Origin of the sequence: Stenotrophomonas sp. 278, assembly GCF_003935715.1 — a bacterium.
Lineage (GTDB): Bacteria > Pseudomonadota > Gammaproteobacteria > Xanthomonadales > Xanthomonadaceae > Stenotrophomonas > Stenotrophomonas maltophilia_AH.
In genome coordinates, this window is record NZ_RHPP01000032.1 from 1 (window position 1) to 17,504 (window position 17,504).

The window sequence follows — 17,504 nt, forward strand, 5'->3', positions numbered from 1 at the left end:
TGCCTGCGCCGCACGCTGCTCGCGTCGCGACGGCTTGGCCGCCAGCAGGTTGCCGTCGCCCGGCTGCAGCGCACGCACTTCCACGTTGCCGGTGCCACGCTGGGTAATGCCCAGGCGCACGGCGGCGGCGTAGCTGAGATCGATCACCCGGCCGTCATGGAACGGCCCCCGGTCGTTCACCCGCACCACCACGGATTCGCCGTTGTCGAGGTTGGTAACGCGGGCAAAGCTGGGCAGCGGCAGGGTCTTGTGCGCGGCGGTGAAGGCGTACATGTCGTACACCTCGCGGTTGGACGTCAGGCGTCCGTGGAACTTCGACCCGTAGTACGAGGCGGTGCCTTTCTCGGCATAGCCCTTGGTCTTGTCCATCACCTGGTATTGCTTGCCAAGCACCACATAGGGCGACTTGTTACCCACGGGCGAACGCGGCAGATCGACCACGTCCGGCTCGGGAATGCAGGCCACGTCAGGCACGTAAGAGGGCGTGCTGTCGTTGACGCCCGGCTTGTACAGACCGCCCGCGCGGTAGTTGCCGCGCGTGCTGGGATCTTCGGTCGCGGCCTGGTAGGGCGAGCCCTCCGGACAATGCCCCGGGCGACTGCTCTTGCCCTTGCCCTGCACCAGCGCCCCGGTGCTCTTGCCGCTGCCCCCGGCGCTGGCCGGCTTCTTGGGCGCGCTGCTGCAGGCAGCGAGCGCCAGCACCAGTAAACCGACCATCAGTGCCCTGCACTGCACGAAGGTGTTCATGCCGGCGGCAGCTCCTGTCCGGCGATGGCCTGGGACAGCTGGTACACGGCCATCGCATACATTTTGGAAAGGTTGTAGCGGGTGATCGCGTAGTAGTTCTGGAAGCCCAGCCAGTACTGCTTGCCGGTGCTGGCCTCGAGCGTGACCGGGGTCGCGGTCAGACCCGCCGGCACGCTGCCGGTCGGCTGGTAGCCACGCTGGGCCAGGTCGGACAGGGTCCAGCTCGGGGTCCAGTCGGTGGGATCGAACGGTTCGCGTCCGGCGGCCAGGGTGGCCTGCACCGCGACCGGACCGCCACGCACCCAGCCGCCCTTTTTGACGAAGTAGTTGGCGATGGAGGAGAACACGTCGTCGTAGCTGTTGAACAGGTCGCGACGACCATCGCCGTTGCCGTCCACGGCGAAGTCCTGGTAGCTGGACGGCATGAACTGCCCCATGCCCATCGCGCCGGCATAGCTGCCCTTGATCGCGGTGATGTCGAGGCGTTCGTCGCGGGTCAGTGCGAACAGGCGTGCCAGTTCGTCGCGGAAGTACAGTTCGCGACGCACCTCGCGTTCGAGCTTGGCCGGGTCCCCGCTGCGCGGGTAATTGAAGGCCAGCGTGTACAGTGCATCAAGCACGCGGTAGCTGCCGGTGTTGGCACCGTAGCTGGTTTCCACACCGATGATGGCCACGATCACTTCGGCCGGCACACCGGTGCGTTCCTGCACGCGCATCAGTTCATCGCGGTGCTGGGCCAGGAACTTCTTTCCGCCGTCGATGCGTGCCTGGCTGATGAACATCGGCCGGTACTCGTTCCACGGCTTGACCCGTTCGGCCGGCCGCGACATCGCATTGATGATCGGCTGGCGCACCTGCGCCTGGGCAAGCGTGGCTTCGATCTGCGCGGCGGGAATGTTGTATCGGGCTGCCGTGTCGCGCACGAAGTTGGCGCGGGCCACTTCAAACGGCACCGGGGTCAGATCCACCGGTGGCGCGGTCGCCGCAGCGGCCTCCGGCGCGGCTTCGGCCGGCCCCTTGTGCACGGCCCCCGGTTTCTGCGGAGCCCCTGACGCCTGCGGCGGCGGTGGCGGAGAGGACGGTTGGGTCGCGCAGGCAACCAAACCGAGCGTAAGCATGCAGGCCAGAGTGCGTCGAATCATCGCCGCAGGTTAGCAGGTCAAAGATGAAATAAAACCCCTAACACCATGAATCCCAACGAATTGCGTAGACAAACGCCAATTCATGAATCCAGCGTGTAGATCATTGCCCCGTCAGCCGGGCGAAGTGTCGCGCAGATCATTACCGCGTCAGCCGGGCAAGCCCGGCTCTACGTAGGCGGCAACCCGTATCCCGTCTGGTGGAGAGCCCCCCTTTGTTAAGGGGGGCGCGCCGAAGGCGCGGGGGATAGGTGGAATGCGCGGACGTAGTCCGGCTCACCTTACCGGCCTCCGGCCGATAAGGTGCGCCGGCTACGTCCCCATCCCCAACGGACGTAACCGGCGTACCGACCCGGTTGATACCGGCGCGACGTGCAACTCCCCAGCGCACGCCTCGCCCCCTGTATCGGTTGGGTCAACTGCTACCCGCCCAGCTCCCCTTCGCGCTTCGCTTGGCTCGATGCGCGGCTGCTGAACGGGCCGCCATTGTGCGTGCCATTTGCGACATGTCCATTGATCCGGATCAAGCGAATTCATTTTTGTGCACTGCATCGCACTTTTTTGCCACTTTGTTGACGCGTCATGCACCAAAAACGCCGGTTTTGAAGCGTCCAAACGGGACCGAATGTTAATTTTGCGCAAATCACACTAAATCACAGGCCCGAACAGGCGGTGATTTGACGCGAGGCTTTGTAACTGTCGGAAAGCCGCCAGCGCCGAGGCGGCGTGCACTTCTCAGCTGTAGCCGCCGTGGACCGGCTGATGCGCGCGCGCAGCCATGACCAGGCCAAAGCCGGCCAGCAGCGAGACGGCGGAAGTGCCGCCGTAACTGATCAACGGCATCGGCACGCCCACCACCGGCAGCAGGCCGGAGATCATGCCGCCGTTCACCAGCACATAGACGAAGAAGGCCAGCCCGGTCGCCCCGGCCAGCAGTCGGGAGTAGGAGTCGCGCGATTGAGAGGCGATCCACAGGCAGCGCCCGATCACCACCAGATACAGGGTGAGCACCACCGCCACGCCGATCCAGCCGAATTCCTCGCTGAGCACGGAGAACGCAAAGTCGGTGGTCTGCTCGGGAATGAAGTTCAGATGCGACTGCGAGCCCTGCCCCCAGCCCTTGCCATCCAGTCCACCGGATCCGATCGCGATCTTGCTCTGGATGATGTTCCAGCCCGCGCCCAGCGCATCGCTCTCGGGATCGAGGAACATCATGATGCGGTCTTTCTGGTACGGCCTGAGCAGCCAGATCCAGGCTACCGGCGCGGCCGCAGCCACGCCGCCCACCGCCACGCCCACCCACCACCAGGGCAGACCGGCCAGCAGCAGCACGAAGGCACCGCTGGCGGCGATCAGCACGCCGGTACCGAAGTCCGGCTGCAGCATGACCAGACCAGTGGGCACGCCGATGATCACCGCGCTGACCAGCACGGTATTGAAGCGCGGCGGCAGCGGCATGCGGTGCAGGTACCAGGCCACCATCATCGGCAGGCTGACCTTCAGCAGTTCGGCAGGCTGCAGGTAGAACAGCTTGAGGTCCAGCCACTGCCGGCCGTATTTGCCGGTGCCGAGCACGAACACGGCCAGCAGCGGAATCATCGAAACGGCATAGATGAGCGGCGTGGCCGAGCGCATGCGCAGAATCGGTACCCGCGAGATCGCCCACATCGCGCCCAGCCCGACCGCGAATCGCGCCCCTTGGGCGAACACCAGGCTGTCGCCGCCGGCGCTCTTGAGCACCGACAGGCCAATCACCATCAGTGCTCCGAGTGCCAGGCACAACACCCAGTCCAGGGTGCTGCAGAAGCGCACGACCATGTCGGTCGCCCAGCGCAGGAATACTTTCATCGGCTGCGCTCCGGTGGCGGCGAGGTCGGCGGTGGGGCCACCGCAGCGGGCGAAGGAGCGCCGGGCTGCGGCGCAGGCGGTGTGACCGGCATCTGCGTGCCGACCATCACCGGCAGCACGTCCAGCACCATCGCCGCGTCGTCGCCCGCCGCGCGTGCCGCACTGTCGCCGCCGTCAAAGGCGGTCAGGCCGATGGCGGTGGTACCGCGCTCGCTGTCCAGCGGTTCCATGCCCTCGGGCATCTTGCCGAGCAGCCAGGCGTCAAACAGCTTGCGCGCGATGGGTGCCGCGGCCGAGCCGCCGTAACCGCCGCCCTCGACCGCGATGGCCACGGCAATCACCGGATTCTCGGCCGGCGCAAAGCCCACAAACAGCGAGCGGTGGCGCAGATGCATGGGCAGGCTCTTGGGATTCACCGCAGCGGTACCGCGGCGGCTGATCACCTGCGCGGTGCCGGTCTTGCCGGCAATGGTGTACGGCGCGCCGGCCGCGGCGCGCGCACCACTGCCGCCGGGGCGCATGGTGCCCATCATGCCTTCGCGCACGGCCTGCAGATTGCTCTCGCTCGGACTGATCGGCTTGCTCCTGCCGACGGCCACGGGTGCCCAGTCGGCGTCGAAACCCTCGCGCGTCTGCATCACCAGGTGCGGGGTGCGCAGCTGGCCATCGGCAATGCCGCCAACGCCGTGCACCAGCTGCAGCGGCGTGACCTTCCAGTCGCCCTGGCCGATGCTCACGTTGACCGTATCACCCGGGTACCAGCGCTCCTTGCGCGATTTGGCCTTGTTCTGCGGCGACGGCAGGATGCCGCCGATCTCGCCGGTCAGGTCGATGCCGGTCGGCTCACCAAAGCCGTAATAGCCCATGTAGTGGTCGAAACGCTCGATGCCCATGTCCAGCGCGAGCTGGTAGTAATAGGTGTTGACCGACTGGGTGATGGACTTGCGCAGGTCGGTCCAGCCATGTCCGCCCCGGTTGGCGTCACCCCAGCCACGCGAGGTGCCGGGCAGGTAGAACATGCCCTTCGAGAAGATCTTGTCTTCCGGCTTGCGCACCCCGCTGTCCAGCCCGGCCAGGCCGATCAGGGGTTTGATCGTGGAACCCGGGGCCACGCCGCCCAGCACCAGGCGGTTGAACTGCGGCCGCGAGGGGTTTTCATTCAATTCCTTGAAGTCGGCATGCGAGATGCCGTTGACGAACAGGTTCGGGTCGTACGATGGCAGGCTGACCATGGCCAGAATTTCGCCGGTGCGCGGGTCCATCGCCACCGCCGAGCCTTCAAATTCGCCGAAGGCGGCGACCATGGCCCGCTGCAGGTCGGCGTCGATGGACAGGCGCAGGTCGCTGCCGGACTGCGCGGCCACGCGTCCGATGGTACGGATCGCGCGACCCTGCACATTGGTTTCGACCTGCTCGTAGCCCACCTTGCCGCGCAGCTGCTGTTCGTAATAGCGCTCCAGCCCCGACTTGCCGATATGGGTCAGCGCCGCATTGCCTTCGCCCAGCATCTCCAGGTCTTTGTCGTCGACCCGGCCAACGTAGCCGATGATGTGGGTGAACAGGTCGCCGTACGGGTAGCGACGGGTCAGGTAGGGCTCGAGTTCGACACCCGGATAGCGCCAGCGGTCGACTGCGAAGCGGGCCATCTCTTCGTCGGTCACCCGCAGTTTCAGGGTCACCGGCAGGAAGCTGCGGCGCGCCTTGCGCGACTTGTTGAAGGTTTCGATCTCCTCTGGACTGACATCCAGGATCTTTGCCAGCCCGGCCAGGGTGGCGTCCATGTCCTTGACCTTGTCCGGGGTGATGTCGAGGCGGAACGCCGGCACGTTCTCGGCCAGCAGACGTCCGTTGCGGTCGTAGATCATGCCGCGCCCGGGCACGACCGGACGCGGTTTGATGCGGTTGGCTTCCGAGCGCGTGGCGTAGATGTCGTGGTCGAGCACCTGCAGCTTGAAGTACCAACCCCCCAGGCCGAGCAGGCAGACCAGCACGCCAAGAAAGCCCAGCGCTGCACGCCGCCGGAACTGCTCGGCTTCGGCGTGGGGGTTCTTGGCCGGACGGCGCATGTACATGTCAGCGCCCGCGACGCCCGAAGCGCACCGCATCCAGCAGCACGAACACCAGCGGCCACAGCGCCATGCCCAGCAACGGAGCCCACCAGTACGACCACGGCAGGGTCGGTTCGCCCACCGCGATGTGGACCACGGCGCTGACGATGCGGTCGTTGAACAGCAGGCCGCCGATCGCCAGCACCTGCTGCGACATCGGGAAGAAGCGGATCCGCGCGCGGAAGCGCTGCAGGATGAAGGTCAGCATGACCAGCCGCAGCGCCTGTTCACCGAGCACCCCGCCGTACAGCAGGTCGGCAATCACGCCGCAGCTGAAGGCCACACCGAGGCCGACGCGCTCGGGAGCTTCGATCACCCAGTAGGCGAGCACCAGGGCCAGCCAGTAAGGGCGCAGCGGCTGCAGCAGTTCGGGCAGCGGCAGCAGCCCCAGCAGCAGGGCCACGATGATGCTGACCGGCAGGACCCAGCCTTTGTCGCGCAGCCGGCTCATCGTTGGGGTTCCTGCGGTTGCGCGGTTTGCGGTTGTGGCGCGGTTTCCGTGGGCCGGCCAACGGCCGGCGCTACCGGAGGTGCCACCGGAGAGGCAGGCGGCGCGACTTCAGGCGCAATCGACGGTTCGGCCGGGCCGCCTGGGGCATCGGTGGGGAGACGGAGGTTTGGCGGGATTCGAATCGCAGCGCCCGGACGGAGCAGCAGGACGTCGCGGCCGCGGTCGAGCTTGGCCGCGGGTTCCAGCGAGCCGACCAGGAAGGCGTGGGTGTCGTCTGGGCGCAGTGCGGTGATCTTTCCGACCGGGAAGCCGGCCGGGAAGCGGCCCCCCAGGCCGGAGGTGACGATCTCATCGCCTACTTCCACGCCTGCGCTGAGCGGAATGTCGCGCAGCTCCAGGCTGTCGCCGCGCCCGTACACGATCAGGCGTACGCCGTTGCGCGCCACGGTCACCGGGACGGCGTGGTCGGGGTCGGTCAGCAGCAGCACCGTCGCGGTGCTGCCGGTGGTGGCGATCACCTGCCCCATCAGCCCGCCCGCGTCGATCACCGCCTGGCCCATGTGCACGCCATCGCGGCTGCCTGCGGCCAACACCAGGCGCTGCTTCACCGGATCCAGGTCGATGTCCAGGATCGGGGCCAGCTGCACATCCAGGCCACTGCGCTCGGCCACGTTGAGCAGCTCGCGCAACTGGGCGTTGTCCAGGGCCGCTGTCTGCAGGCGGGTCAGGCGGGCGTTGGCGATCAGCAGCTGGTTGCGCAGCTCGCGATTCTCGGCCACCAGCTGGCCATGGCTGGCCGCGTTGTCCTTGACCTGGGTGCCGAGGCGGCCGGGCAGGCCGGCCAGCGCCCATACCGGCTGCACCAGCACGTTGGCCTGCGCGCGCGCGCGCGCCAGCCAGCCGGCCTGGTCGTCCAGCACGATCAGAATGATGGCCAAGGCCAGGTAGGCCAGCAACCGCAGGGGGCTGCTGGCGTCCCCCTGGCGGGAGGCTACGGGAGGTCCGGCATAAGGCGGCACAGTGGGAACCGCTTATTCCGGCGCGAAGAACTCGTTGCCATGCATGTCCACCAGCTCCAGCGCGCGGCCACCGCCACGTGCCACGCAGGTGAGCGGATCATCGGCCACCTGCACGTGCAGGCCGGTTTCCTCGGAGATCAGGCGGTCCAGGTCGCGCAGCAGCGCGCCGCCACCGGTGAGCACGATGCCGCGCTCGGCGACGTCGGCGCACAGTTCCGGCGGGGTCTGCTCCAGCGCCAGCTTGACCGCGCTGACGATGCCCGACAGTGGTTCATGCAGGGCTTCGAGCACTTCGTTGGAGTTGATCTTGATCATCTTCGGCACGCCCTCGGCGAGGTTGCGGCCGGAGATCTCCATCTCGATGACCTCGGCCTGCGGGTAGGCGCAGCCCAGTTCGACCTTGATGCGCTCGGCGGTAGCTTCACCGATCAGCATGCCGTGGTTGCGGCGCACGTAGTTGGTGATCGACTCGTCGAAGCGGTCGCCGCCGATGCGGACCGACGCCGAATAGACGATGCCGTTCAGCGAGATCACCGCCACTTCGGTGGTGCCGCCGCCGATGTCGATGACCATCGAACCACGCGCTTCGGTGACCGGCATGCCGGCACCGATGGCAGCGGCCATGGGTTCTTCGATCAGGAACACGTCGCGGGCACCGGCTTCCTCAGCCGATTCCTTGATGGCGCGGCGCTCGACCTGGGTCGAGCCGGCCGGCACGCAGACCAGCACGCGCGGGCTCGGGCGCAGCACGCGCGACTTGTGCACCTTCTTGATGAAGTGCTTGAGCATGGCCTCGGTGTAGGTGAAATCGGCGATGACGCCGTCCTTCATCGGGCGGATGGTGGTGATGTGGCCCGGGGTACGGCCGAGCATCTGCTTGGCCTCGGCACCGACCGCGGCGACCGAGCGGGTGCCGCCGATCGCGCGGTCCTGGCGCACGGCCACGACCGACGGCTCGTTCAGCACGATCCCCTGCCCGCGCACGTAGATGAGGGTGTTGGCCGTGCCCAGGTCGATGGACAGGTCATTGGAGAACATGCCACGCAGTTTCTTGAACATCTGAGGAAGGAGTCCTGAGGGGTGTCGTGCCCGCCGCGGGATGGCGAAAAAATGGGCAGAAATCGAGGTCGACAAGCCTAGCAATCCGCCTCTGCGCGAGCAAGGAGAAATCTGGCGGAAAGCTTGCCTTCACGGCCATTCAGGCGGACCGGATCACCTCGGGTTCTGGCCCTTAGGCCATTCACCCGTTAACCTTTGCGCCATTGGGTGCCGGATGGCGCCGTTTTGATGCCCGGCTGCCGGGCCCCCAGACCCCTTTCGCATAGGCTTATTCGATGTCCGCTTTGATCTGTGGTTCTCTTGCCTTCGACACCATCATGGTGTTCCCGGACCAGTTCAAGAATCACATCCTGCCGGACAAGGTGCACATCCTGAACGTGTCGTTCCTGGTGCCGCGCATGCGCCGCGAATTCGGCGGCTGCGCCGGCAACATCGCCTACAACCTGCACCTGCTGGGCGGTTCGCCGATCCCGATGGGCACGGTGGGTTCGGACTTCGGCCCATACCGCGAGTACTTCCAGGGCCTGGGCATCGACCTGAGCCGGGTCAAGGTGATCGACGAACTGTTCACCCCGCAGGCGTTCATCACCACCGACCACGACAACAACCAGATCACCGCCTTCCACCCGGGCGCGATGATGCGTTCGTACGAGAACCACGTGAAGGACGTGCCGGGCGTGACCCTGGGCCTGGTCGGGCCGGACGGCCGCGAAGGCATGATCCAGAACGCCGAGGAATTCTCCGCCGGCGGCGTGCCGTTCATCTTCGACCCGGGCCAGGCCATGCCGCTGTTCAACGGCCCGGAACTGCGCACCTTCATCGAACAGGCCGACTACGTGGTGGTCAACGACTACGAGTCCAACCTGCTGCAGGAACGCACCGGCTGGGACGAAAAGGAGATCGTGAGCCGGGTCAAGGCCTACATCACCACCCGTGGCCCGAAGGGCGCGGTGATCCACACCCCGGAAAAGACCTACGACATCCCGCCGGCGCACGAGCGCCGCGTGGTCGATCCGACCGGCTGTGGCGACGCATTCCGCGCCGGCCTGATCTACGGCATCGAGAAGGGCTACGACTGGCTGACCATCGGCCGCATGGGCAACCTGATGGGCGCGCTGAAGGTGGAACACCCGGGCACGCAGAACCAGCGGTTCACCTTTGACGAGTTCAACGAGCAATTCAAGCAGCAGTTCGGTTACGCGCTTAACGCGTAACCGAAGCTGCTGCTTCAATTGCTCGCCCGCGATTCGCGTAGCGAATCGTGGGCCCCGAAACATGCCTCCTATCCCCGCGCCTGTCGGCGCGCCCCCTTAACAGAAGGGGGCTGTTCCTCCAGAAGGGTTACGTTGTAGAGCCGGGCTTGCCCGGCTGCTCTTCGCTCAATTCCACCAGTTGGGCATGCGGCTGGCGTCCACGCCGCCGGTTTCGAAGACGGCGGTGCGGGTGCCGCCGGCCTTGACCGGGAACTCGATGCTGATCGACTTGCCCTTGCGGGCGAGCTTCCACAGCGCCTTCTGGTCGGTGATGAACATGGCGATGGCCTCGTCGGTCTTGGGCCGCCAGGCGGCCATGTTGACCGGCTTGCCGTCGTCCACTGTGACCTTGACCGTGCACTGCGGGCAGCGGAAATCACCGGCCTGCAGCACCAGATAGGCGTGACGCTTCCATTCGGGATGATCGCGAAACACCAGCTGCACCGGCTTTGGGCCGCTGCCGTCCACGTCCACGCGCTCCTTGCTGTAGATCGACGCGGAGATCTGGCTGCCCTTGGTGCCCACCGGGATCGTGTTGTAGTGCCACAGCCCCTGCATGCGGCGCAGGTCGCGCGCGGCCTCGGCCTTGGCCTTGACCTCGGCAAAACCGGGCTGGATGCGCGCGGCGACGTCGGTGTCCTTGTAGATGTCCAGCAGCGAACCGCCGTGGATGCGGGCCTTTTCCCAATCCTGCGCCGCGACCGCCATGTCGTACTGCTTGGCCACGCCTTCGGCTTTCTCCTCTTTCGCGGCCTTGGCCGCAGCGGCCGCGGCCTCCTGGGCCTGGCGCTCCTTTTCCGGATCGGTGCAGGCGGCCAGCGCCAGTGTGCAGGCGGCGAGGAGGATCAGTTTTTTCATGGCAGGGTCCGGTTTCAAAGCGTCCACGGAGTGTACCGAAACGAAAAACGGCGGGGTTTCCCCCGCCGTCTTCGTTGCTGCATCGCCGCTCTGTTTACGGAGCGGGTGCCGGGGCGGAGGCCGCGGCCGGGGCCGGCGACGCCTTGTCCAGCATGTCCTGCACCGAGGCGGTGGTGATCGGGTGGTAGCCCGGCTTGGCCTTCTCGAAAGCGGCCTTGGCGAACGCCAGGCCTTCCGGGGTCTTCACCAGCTCGGCGTAGATCGGCAGGATCAATTTGCGGCGGCCGACGCGCTCGATGAACGCTCCGGCGGCTTCGTTGGCTTCGGCGTAGCCACTGCGGATGGCCAGCGGGTACCAGCGCATCGCGATCTCACCATTGGCGGTGCCGGTGAAGTGATACGCACGGTCCAGCGCGGCCAGCTTCTCCACCGGCAGGGTCTTGCCCATGCCGTCGATGAAGTGGACCCATTCCTGGGTGCCCCACTCGCTGGTGATCTGCGGGCTGGGCAGTCTGTCGCTGCCTTCCCAGCTGATGCGGGCGGTGTCGACGATGGTGAAGTTGCGCGAACGCGCCTTGGTCGCGAATGCCGGAATGCCCGGTTCGTCCAGCCATGCCTTCAGCTCGGCGTCGGTGACCGCGCCGGGCTTCTTGGAGAGCAGGTTCTTCTTCAGGTATTCGACGAACTGGTCGGTGTTGGCACTCTGGAAGGCGTGGTCATCGAACCAGCTGCGCAGGAACGGGTCGAAGGTTTCGCGGCCGAAGCGCTGTTCCAGGAACTGCAGGAACCAGGAACCCTTGACGTAGGCCACGTTGCTCAGCGCCTCGTCCGGGTCACGCTCGGTCAGCGGCGGCAGCGCCAGGGCCTGGTCGGCCGGGCTCATGTCCTTGACCTCGGCCAGCAGGTCGTTCTGGTCGATCTCGCGCTCCATCTCGGCCATCTCCTGACCGTACAGCGCTTCGGTGATGCGGCCCTGCACGTAGGTGGTGAAGCCCTCGTTGAGCCAGATGTCCTTCCAGCTGGAGTTGGTTACCAGGTTGCCCGACCAGCTGTGCGCCAGCTCATGGGCAACCAGCGAAACCAGCGACTTGTCGCCCACGATCACGGTCGGGGTGGCGAAGGTCAGGCGCGGATTTTCCATGCCGCCGAACGGGAACGACGGCGGCAGTACCAGCATGTCGTAGCGACCCCAGCGGTATTCGCCGTAGAGCTTCTCGGCGGCACCGATCATCTTCTCGGTGTCTTCGAATTCCTTGGCGGCCTTGCCGACCATGGTCGGTTCGGCCCACACACCGGAGCGACCGGAGATCGGCTCGAACACCAGATCACCAGCGGCGATGGCCAGCAGGTAGGACGGGATCGGCTGCGGCATCTTGAAGGTGTAATCACCGTCACGCGCCGCCTTCGGATCGTTGTCGGCGCTCATCAGCACCATCACGTCCGGACGCGAGGTCACATGCGCGCTGTAGGTGAAGCGCACGCTCGGGGTGTCCTGCAGCGGCACCCAGGAGCGGGCGTGGATGGCCTGCGACTGGCTGAACATGAAGGGCAGCTGCTTGCCTTCGGTCATCGAAGGCTCCAGCCACTGCAGGCCGGAGGCGGTCGGCGCGGTGCGGTAGGTGATCGCCACCTTGGCCGGCTGTTCCGGGGTTTCAATGGTCAGCTTGCTGCCGAACACCTTGTCGGCAGCGGCCAGTGCGAACTGCAGCGGCGCGGTCTTGCCATCGGCAGCCACGGCTTCGACCTTTTCTATGGTCAGTTCGCGGGTGTCCAGCACCAGCTGCTTGGCCCCTTTGTCCTTCCAGTCCAGCGTGTAGGTGGCGGTACCACCGATCTGCTTGTTGTCGAAGTCCAGCTTCAGGTCCAGCGCCAGGTCCTTGATGACGACCTTGTCCGGCTCGGCGTAGGAGCTTTCGTCATGGTTGCGGTTTTCAGCTTTCACGGCGGTGGCGGCAGCAGGTTGGGCGGCGGGCTCGGCGGTGGGCGCGGCGGACTCCTTCGAGCAGCCGGCGGCCAGGGCAACGGCCAGGGGAATCAACAGGAACGGGGATCGCATCAATCGGGACCGGTCAGGGTGAAACCCCCAGTTTACGCCTCTCCGGGCCGGCCGGCGGCGCGGCAGCAGGTCGCTGCCCCATTCAGTCTCCCTCGCACAGCAGCCGGGCACCGCCCGCGTACTTGGCCCGGTACATGGCCGCATCGGCGCGGCGGTACAGCTCACGCAGGTCCGCACCGGACCGGTAGCTAGCACCGCCGGCACTGGCGTGCAGGGCCGGATCGCCCGGATTGACCGGTTCGGCCAGTTCCGCCAGCCAGCGCCGCAGGCGCGCACAGGCATCGGCGTGATCGGCATGCACGGCCAGCAGAAATTCGTCGCCCCCCCAACGGCCGATCCAGTCACTGGGCTGCAACCAGCGGCGCGCGCTCTCCACCACCTGGATCAAGGCCTGGTCGCCGGCCAGATGACCATGGGCGTCATTGATCGGCTTGAGGTTGTCCAGGTCCACCACGAACAGCGTGAACGGGCTGTCCTGCGACTGCGCCAGGCTCGCCGAGCGGTCCAGCGCCTGCTCGCAGCCGCGCCGGTTCAAGGCCTGGGTCAGCGGGTCCTGCAGCACGCTGCGGCGCAGGTCGCGCAGACCGGCATCCACGCCATGCAGGCTTCGGTTGATGCTGCGCAGCAGGCGACCGATCTCGTCGTGCCCAAGGTCAGGCAGGTGCGGCAGGCGCTGCTCGGAATAGTAGGCTTCAAGCGCTTCGGCGGCCTGCCGCAGCGGAGCCATCAGCCGGTACAGCGCGGCCATCGCCATGATCGTGCCAACCAGTGTCGCCCCCAGCACCACGGCAACAACCGTCCACAGGGTCTCATGCTGGTAATGCCCGCTCAGCGCCATCCATGCCAGCAGCACCAGCAGCGGCACGTGCACGCCGACAAACACCACGGTCATCAGCCGGGCGCTGAATGACCGGGGAAACACGCGGGCCAGGCCGCGGTAGAGATGCATGGCAGGCCCTCTTCAACAGCCTGCCCGCAGTGTGGACGAGGTTCCCCGACGGGAACCTGACCGATGTCTCAAACCTTGTAGCCGGAGTGGATCGACACGATCCCGCCGGTCAGGTTCCTGTAATGGCAGCGGGCAAAGCCGGCCTCGCCCATCATGGTCTTGAGCTGCTCCTGCGGCGGGTGCTTGCGGATGCTCTCGGCCAGGTACTGGTAGCTGTCGGCGTCGCGCGCGAACAGCTGACCCAGCTTGGGCAGGATCTTGAACGAATGGAAGTCGTAGATCGGCTTGAACCAGTCGGCGGTGACTTCCGAGAACTCCAGCACCCGCGCCTGGCCGCCCACCTTGAGCACGCGGTACATCTCACGCAGGCCGGCGTCCTTGTCGGTGACATTACGCAGGCCGAAGGCGATGGTCACCAGGTCGAAGCTGTTGTCCGGGAACGGCAGCGCCTCGGCGTTGCACTGCACGTAATGCAGGCCGGACACCAGCCCGCGGTTGGTCAGGCGGTCGCGCCCGACCGAGAGCATGCCGGCATTGATGTCGCCCAGCACCACCTCGCCGTCCTCCCCTACCCGCTCCTTGATCAGCGCGGCGATGTCGCCGGTGCCGCCGGCCAGGTCGAGCACGCGGTCGCCAGGCTTCACGTGCGCGGTGGCTACGTAGTAGCGCTTCCACGCCCGGTGGATGCCCAGGCTCATCAGGTCGTTCATCAGGTCGTAGTTGCGCGCGACCGAGGTGAACACTTCGCCCACCAGCTTCTGCTTGTCCTTGGCGGCAACGTCACGGAAGCCGAAATGGGTGGTGCCAGTCTTGTAGGGGGATTCGCTCATGCCCCGATTATCGCACTGCCGGGACGTCCGCGGCACCCGGGGCAGCCAACACGGGCGGTGCCGCCTATCATGGCGGTCACTTTGGACAGGAACCGCCATGATCACCACCCCCGACTACGCCGCCCTGCTGCAGACCGCCATTGCCGAAGCCCGTCAGGGCCTGGCTGAAGGTGGCATTCCGATCGGCGCGGCCCTGTACCACAACGACGGTCGCCTGCTCGGCTGCGGCCACAACCGCCGGGTGCAGGAAGGTGACCCCTCGGTGCATGGCGAAACCGACGCCTTCCGCAAAGCGGGCCGCCAACGCCGCTACCGTGACACGATCATGGTCACCACGCTGGCCCCGTGCTGGTACTGCAGCGGGCTGGTGCGGCAGTTCAACATCGGCACCGTGGTGGTGGGTGAGTCGGTTACCTTCCAGGGCGGGATCGACTGGCTGCGTGAGAACGGCGTGCAGGTGATCGACCTGCAGAACCAGGAGTGCATCGACCTGCTGGGCGGATTCATTTCCGCGAACCCGGACATCTGGAACGAAGATATCGGCGAATAATTGCGCAGGATCTGCGCGCCGCAACGCACGGCGCGCAGATTGCGACACGTTGTCGCACCGCAAAGGCGCGTAGTCATGAATGCTTCAGACACGCCACGCCCGGCGAAAGCACTGGTAGCACTCGTTTTCCTGCGTTCCGCGCCGCATCCGCATCTTTGCGCGCGCTTCAACACCACACGTCGATAACAACTGTCCGGGCGCATGCGCCTACGGTGGTCGTACGCGTATGCCCGCGTGCAGGCCGCGTCAACGCGACGTCGCCACACGCACTGCACATCGCCATTACGTTGCATGCACTGCACGTTACGCATGCTTGGCACGCGCCCCTCTCCCTTTTTTTGAATCGACACCACCATGCCCTCAGCCTCGTTTTCCGTTCCCGCCTTGATCAACGTGGAAGCCGAAGTGAATTACTGGCGGCAGCGTCACTCCGACGGCCTCATGGGCGGCGGGTCGTTCGGCCACTTTGTGCCGTGGATCAAGTTCGCCTGCGATTCGCTGATCACCCATCCGCGCGCCAGCGACGAGGAGCGCGATGAAGCCTTCCAGAAGGAATACGCACTGAAGATCATGCCGCGCCTGACCGAAGACGAGGCACGCGCCTTTGTTGACCAGTGCTGGGAACATGTCTATCTGAGCAGCCGCACCGACCGCGCCGCCCGCCCGCGGCTGATCGCCGCCAGCGCCTGAGCGTTGCTGCACGGGCCCTACACGCCGCGCCGCTGAAGATGCCCGCCATCCGGGCTGGGGGTGCGAGCAATGAATCTGCGTGATCTGTTCAACGCGGTTGCCAAGAAGGCCGCCCGGGCGACCGGGCGGCCTTGGACATTCCTGGCGGCTGTCGCGATCGTGGTGATCTGGGCCGTGACCGGCCCGGTGTTCCAGTTCAACGATACGTGGCAGCTGGTGATCAACACCGGCACCACGATCATCACCTTTCTGATGGTGTTCCTGATCCAGCATACCCAGAACGCGGATGCCGCCGCCGTACAGATCAAGCTGGACGAACTGATCCGCGCCGTGGCAGAGGCCAATAACGAGCTGCTGGATCTGGAGGAGCTCGATGAAGACCGGCTCGAGCAGATCCGCCGCGAGTACGAGCAGATGGCCCAGGCGGCGCGCGCGGCCTTGGACCGCCGTAGAGCCACGCCCTGCGTGGCTGCAACGCCAGACGACCCATCGTAGCCACGCAGGGCGTGGCTCTACGCCATTTTCAGATCAGCGCGCGGCCACGCCGCGCTCATGCCAGCCGCCACCCAGCACCTTGTACAGCGCCACCTGGTTGGACTGCTGTGCCAGCTGCGTGGCCACCAGCGACTGCCGCGCGGCGTAAGCGGTGCGACGCGCATCCAGCAAGGTCAGGAAACTGTCCAGGCCCGCGTCATAGCGCGCCTGCGACAGTGTCTGCGCCTGTTCGGCCGCCGCGACAAGCGCCTGCTGCGCCTCCAGCTGTGCATCCAGGCTGTCATTGAGTGCCAGTGCATCGGCGGCCTCGCGGAAGCCGGACTGGATCGCCTTCTCGTACTGGGCCAGGGCGATGTCCCGGTTGGCATTGGCTACACCCAGTCCAGCGCGCAGCTTGCCGCCCTGGAAGATGGGGATGCTGATCTGCGGCATGAAACTCCACACCCGGGTGCCGCTGTCGAACAGGCCCGACAGCTCGTCCGAGGCCGACCCGATGCTGCCGGTCAGACGAATGGACGGGAAGAAGGCCGCGCGCGCCGCGCCGATGTTGGCGTTGGCGGACAGCAGCAGGTGTTCGGCCGACATCACGTCGGGCCGACGCAGCAGCACCTCGCCGGGCACGCCGGCCGGAATGGCACGCACGGCCGCCACATCCCGCACGGCTGCGTCAGGCAATGCACCGTCATCGACCGGTCCACCGGCCAGCAGCGTCAGCGCGTTTCGGTCCTGCGCGACCTGCCCCTGATACCGGGCCACGTCGGCGCGCGCGGTTTCCACCAGGGTGCGCGTCTGGCTCAGTTCCAGCGCTGATGCGCCACCCAGGCGCTGGCGCGCTTCGGTCAGTCGAAGCGAATCCAGATGTGCGGCCAGGGTGTCCTCGGCGATGCGCAGCTGTTCGCGGTCCGCGCCCAGGGTCAACCAGGCAGTGGCCACTTCGGCCACCAGCGACAGCTGAGCGCTGCGACGGTTCGCTGCTTCGGCGAAGTACTGCTGCAGCGCGGCTTCGCTGAGGTTGCGAACGCGCCCGAACAGGTCCAGCTCGAACTCGGCCACGCCGAGGTTGGCGCTGAACTGCTCGGCCACCGGCGCGTCGCCGCCGGTGCGGGTCATCTGGCCCTGTGCGGCGACGGCCGGCACCCGGTCTGCGCGCTGGATGCGGTACTGGGCGCGGGCCTTTTCAACGTTGAGCACAGCCACGCGCAGGTCACGATTGTTATCCAGCGCCTGGTCGATGACGGCCTGCAGACGGGCATCGACAAAGTAGTCGCGCCAGCCGATGGCGTCCACGTCGACCGCCGGAGCGGTTGAAGCAGTGGCCGGCCACTGCGAAGGGATCGCCGGTGCGACCTCGGTGCTGCGCGGCTCAAGCATGCCGCAGCCGGAGGCGACCAGGACCGCCGCGATGGAAAGCGCAAGGGAAAACTGTTTCATGGGATGACTCCGGTAGCGCCG

At 66.3% G+C, this 17,504-nt stretch carries 16 protein-coding genes; 4 read left to right on the forward strand and 12 right to left on the reverse strand.

What is annotated here, in order from left to right:
• The 7 genes from EGJ34_RS07630 to EGJ34_RS07660 form a co-directional block, all read right to left on the reverse strand.
• A partial coding sequence (locus tag EGJ34_RS07630; RefSeq protein ID WP_148100479.1) for a septal ring lytic transglycosylase RlpA family protein occupies nucleotides 1–735 on the reverse strand: 735 nt, incomplete at its 3' end.
• A gap of 8 nt (nucleotides 736–743) precedes the next feature.
• Nucleotides 744–1,889 (reverse strand): lytic murein transglycosylase B, encoded by a 1,146-nt coding sequence (mltB, locus tag EGJ34_RS07635; protein WP_125359901.1) that lies wholly within the window; start codon nucleotides 1,887–1,889, stop codon nucleotides 744–746.
• Nucleotides 1,890–2,621: 732 nt separating this feature from the next.
• Nucleotides 2,622–3,734: a rod shape-determining protein RodA gene (rodA, locus tag EGJ34_RS07640; protein WP_125359902.1), complete on the reverse strand. Its 1,113-nt coding sequence runs from the start codon at nucleotides 3,732–3,734 to the stop codon at nucleotides 2,622–2,624.
• Complete coding sequence (gene mrdA / locus EGJ34_RS07645; RefSeq protein WP_125359903.1) at nucleotides 3,731–5,806, reverse strand: penicillin-binding protein 2; 2,076 nt, start codon at nucleotides 5,804–5,806, stop codon at nucleotides 3,731–3,733. Before mrdA ends, rodA begins: the two co-directional genes overlap by 4 nt.
• A 1-nt stretch (nucleotide 5,807) precedes the next feature.
• Nucleotides 5,808–6,293, reverse strand: coding sequence for a rod shape-determining protein MreD (mreD, locus tag EGJ34_RS07650; RefSeq protein ID WP_125359904.1), 486 nt, complete (start codon nucleotides 6,291–6,293; stop codon nucleotides 5,808–5,810).
• Nucleotides 6,290–7,312: a rod shape-determining protein MreC gene (gene mreC, locus EGJ34_RS07655; RefSeq protein WP_125359905.1), complete on the reverse strand. Its 1,023-nt coding sequence runs from the start codon at nucleotides 7,310–7,312 to the stop codon at nucleotides 6,290–6,292. Before mreC ends, mreD begins: the two co-directional genes overlap by 4 nt.
• A gap of 12 nt (nucleotides 7,313–7,324) precedes the next feature.
• Nucleotides 7,325–8,371: a rod shape-determining protein gene (locus tag EGJ34_RS07660; protein ID WP_102947251.1), complete on the reverse strand. Its 1,047-nt coding sequence runs from the start codon at nucleotides 8,369–8,371 to the stop codon at nucleotides 7,325–7,327.
• A gap of 275 nt (nucleotides 8,372–8,646) precedes the next feature.
• Here EGJ34_RS07660 and EGJ34_RS07665 point away from each other — a divergent pair, with 275 nt between their 5' ends.
• Nucleotides 8,647–9,585, forward strand: coding sequence for a carbohydrate kinase family protein (locus EGJ34_RS07665; protein ID WP_125359906.1), 939 nt, complete (start codon nucleotides 8,647–8,649; stop codon nucleotides 9,583–9,585).
• Between the two features lie 165 nt (nucleotides 9,586–9,750).
• Here the strand turns inward: EGJ34_RS07665 and EGJ34_RS07670 are convergent, their stop codons facing one another.
• The 4 genes from EGJ34_RS07670 to ubiE all read right to left on the reverse strand — a co-directional run bounded on the left by EGJ34_RS07670 (nucleotide 9,751) and on the right by ubiE (nucleotide 14,317).
• Nucleotides 9,751–10,482 (reverse strand): hypothetical protein, encoded by a 732-nt coding sequence (locus EGJ34_RS07670; RefSeq protein WP_125359907.1) that lies wholly within the window; start codon nucleotides 10,480–10,482, stop codon nucleotides 9,751–9,753.
• Between the two features lie 94 nt (nucleotides 10,483–10,576).
• Nucleotides 10,577–12,538 carry a M1 family metallopeptidase gene (locus EGJ34_RS07675; RefSeq protein WP_125359908.1) on the reverse strand — a complete coding sequence of 654 codons (1,962 nt, stop codon included), beginning with the start codon at nucleotides 12,536–12,538 and terminating at the stop codon, nucleotides 10,577–10,579.
• Nucleotides 12,539–12,620: 82 nt separating this feature from the next.
• Nucleotides 12,621–13,487, reverse strand: a complete 867-nt coding sequence (locus EGJ34_RS07680; RefSeq protein ID WP_125359909.1) for a diguanylate cyclase — start codon at nucleotides 13,485–13,487, stop codon at nucleotides 12,621–12,623.
• Nucleotides 13,488–13,555: 68 nt separating this feature from the next.
• Nucleotides 13,556–14,317 (reverse strand): bifunctional demethylmenaquinone methyltransferase/2-methoxy-6-polyprenyl-1,4-benzoquinol methylase UbiE, encoded by a 762-nt coding sequence (gene ubiE, locus EGJ34_RS07685; protein WP_125359910.1) that lies wholly within the window; start codon nucleotides 14,315–14,317, stop codon nucleotides 13,556–13,558.
• Nucleotides 14,318–14,414: 97 nt separating this feature from the next.
• Here ubiE and EGJ34_RS07690 point away from each other — a divergent pair, with 97 nt between their 5' ends.
• From EGJ34_RS07690 to EGJ34_RS07700, 3 genes are all read left to right on the forward strand, one after another.
• Nucleotides 14,415–14,867, forward strand: coding sequence for a nucleoside deaminase (locus tag EGJ34_RS07690; protein ID WP_125359911.1), 453 nt, complete (start codon nucleotides 14,415–14,417; stop codon nucleotides 14,865–14,867).
• 354 nt (nucleotides 14,868–15,221) lie between these two features.
• The gene (locus EGJ34_RS07695; RefSeq protein ID WP_125359912.1) at nucleotides 15,222–15,557 is read left to right on the forward strand and encodes a hypothetical protein; all 336 of its coding nucleotides are present in this window, start codon (nucleotides 15,222–15,224) and stop codon (nucleotides 15,555–15,557) included.
• Nucleotides 15,558–15,626: 69 nt separating this feature from the next.
• Nucleotides 15,627–16,052, forward strand: a complete 426-nt coding sequence (locus EGJ34_RS07700; protein ID WP_125359913.1) for a low affinity iron permease family protein — start codon at nucleotides 15,627–15,629, stop codon at nucleotides 16,050–16,052.
• Between the two features lie 33 nt (nucleotides 16,053–16,085).
• Here EGJ34_RS07700 and EGJ34_RS07705 read toward each other — a convergent pair whose 3' ends face one another.
• A complete protein-coding gene (locus tag EGJ34_RS07705; protein WP_125359914.1) occupies nucleotides 16,086–17,483 on the reverse strand; it encodes an efflux transporter outer membrane subunit in 1,398 nt (465 codons plus the stop codon).
• Nucleotides 17,484–17,504 lie beyond the last annotated feature (21 nt).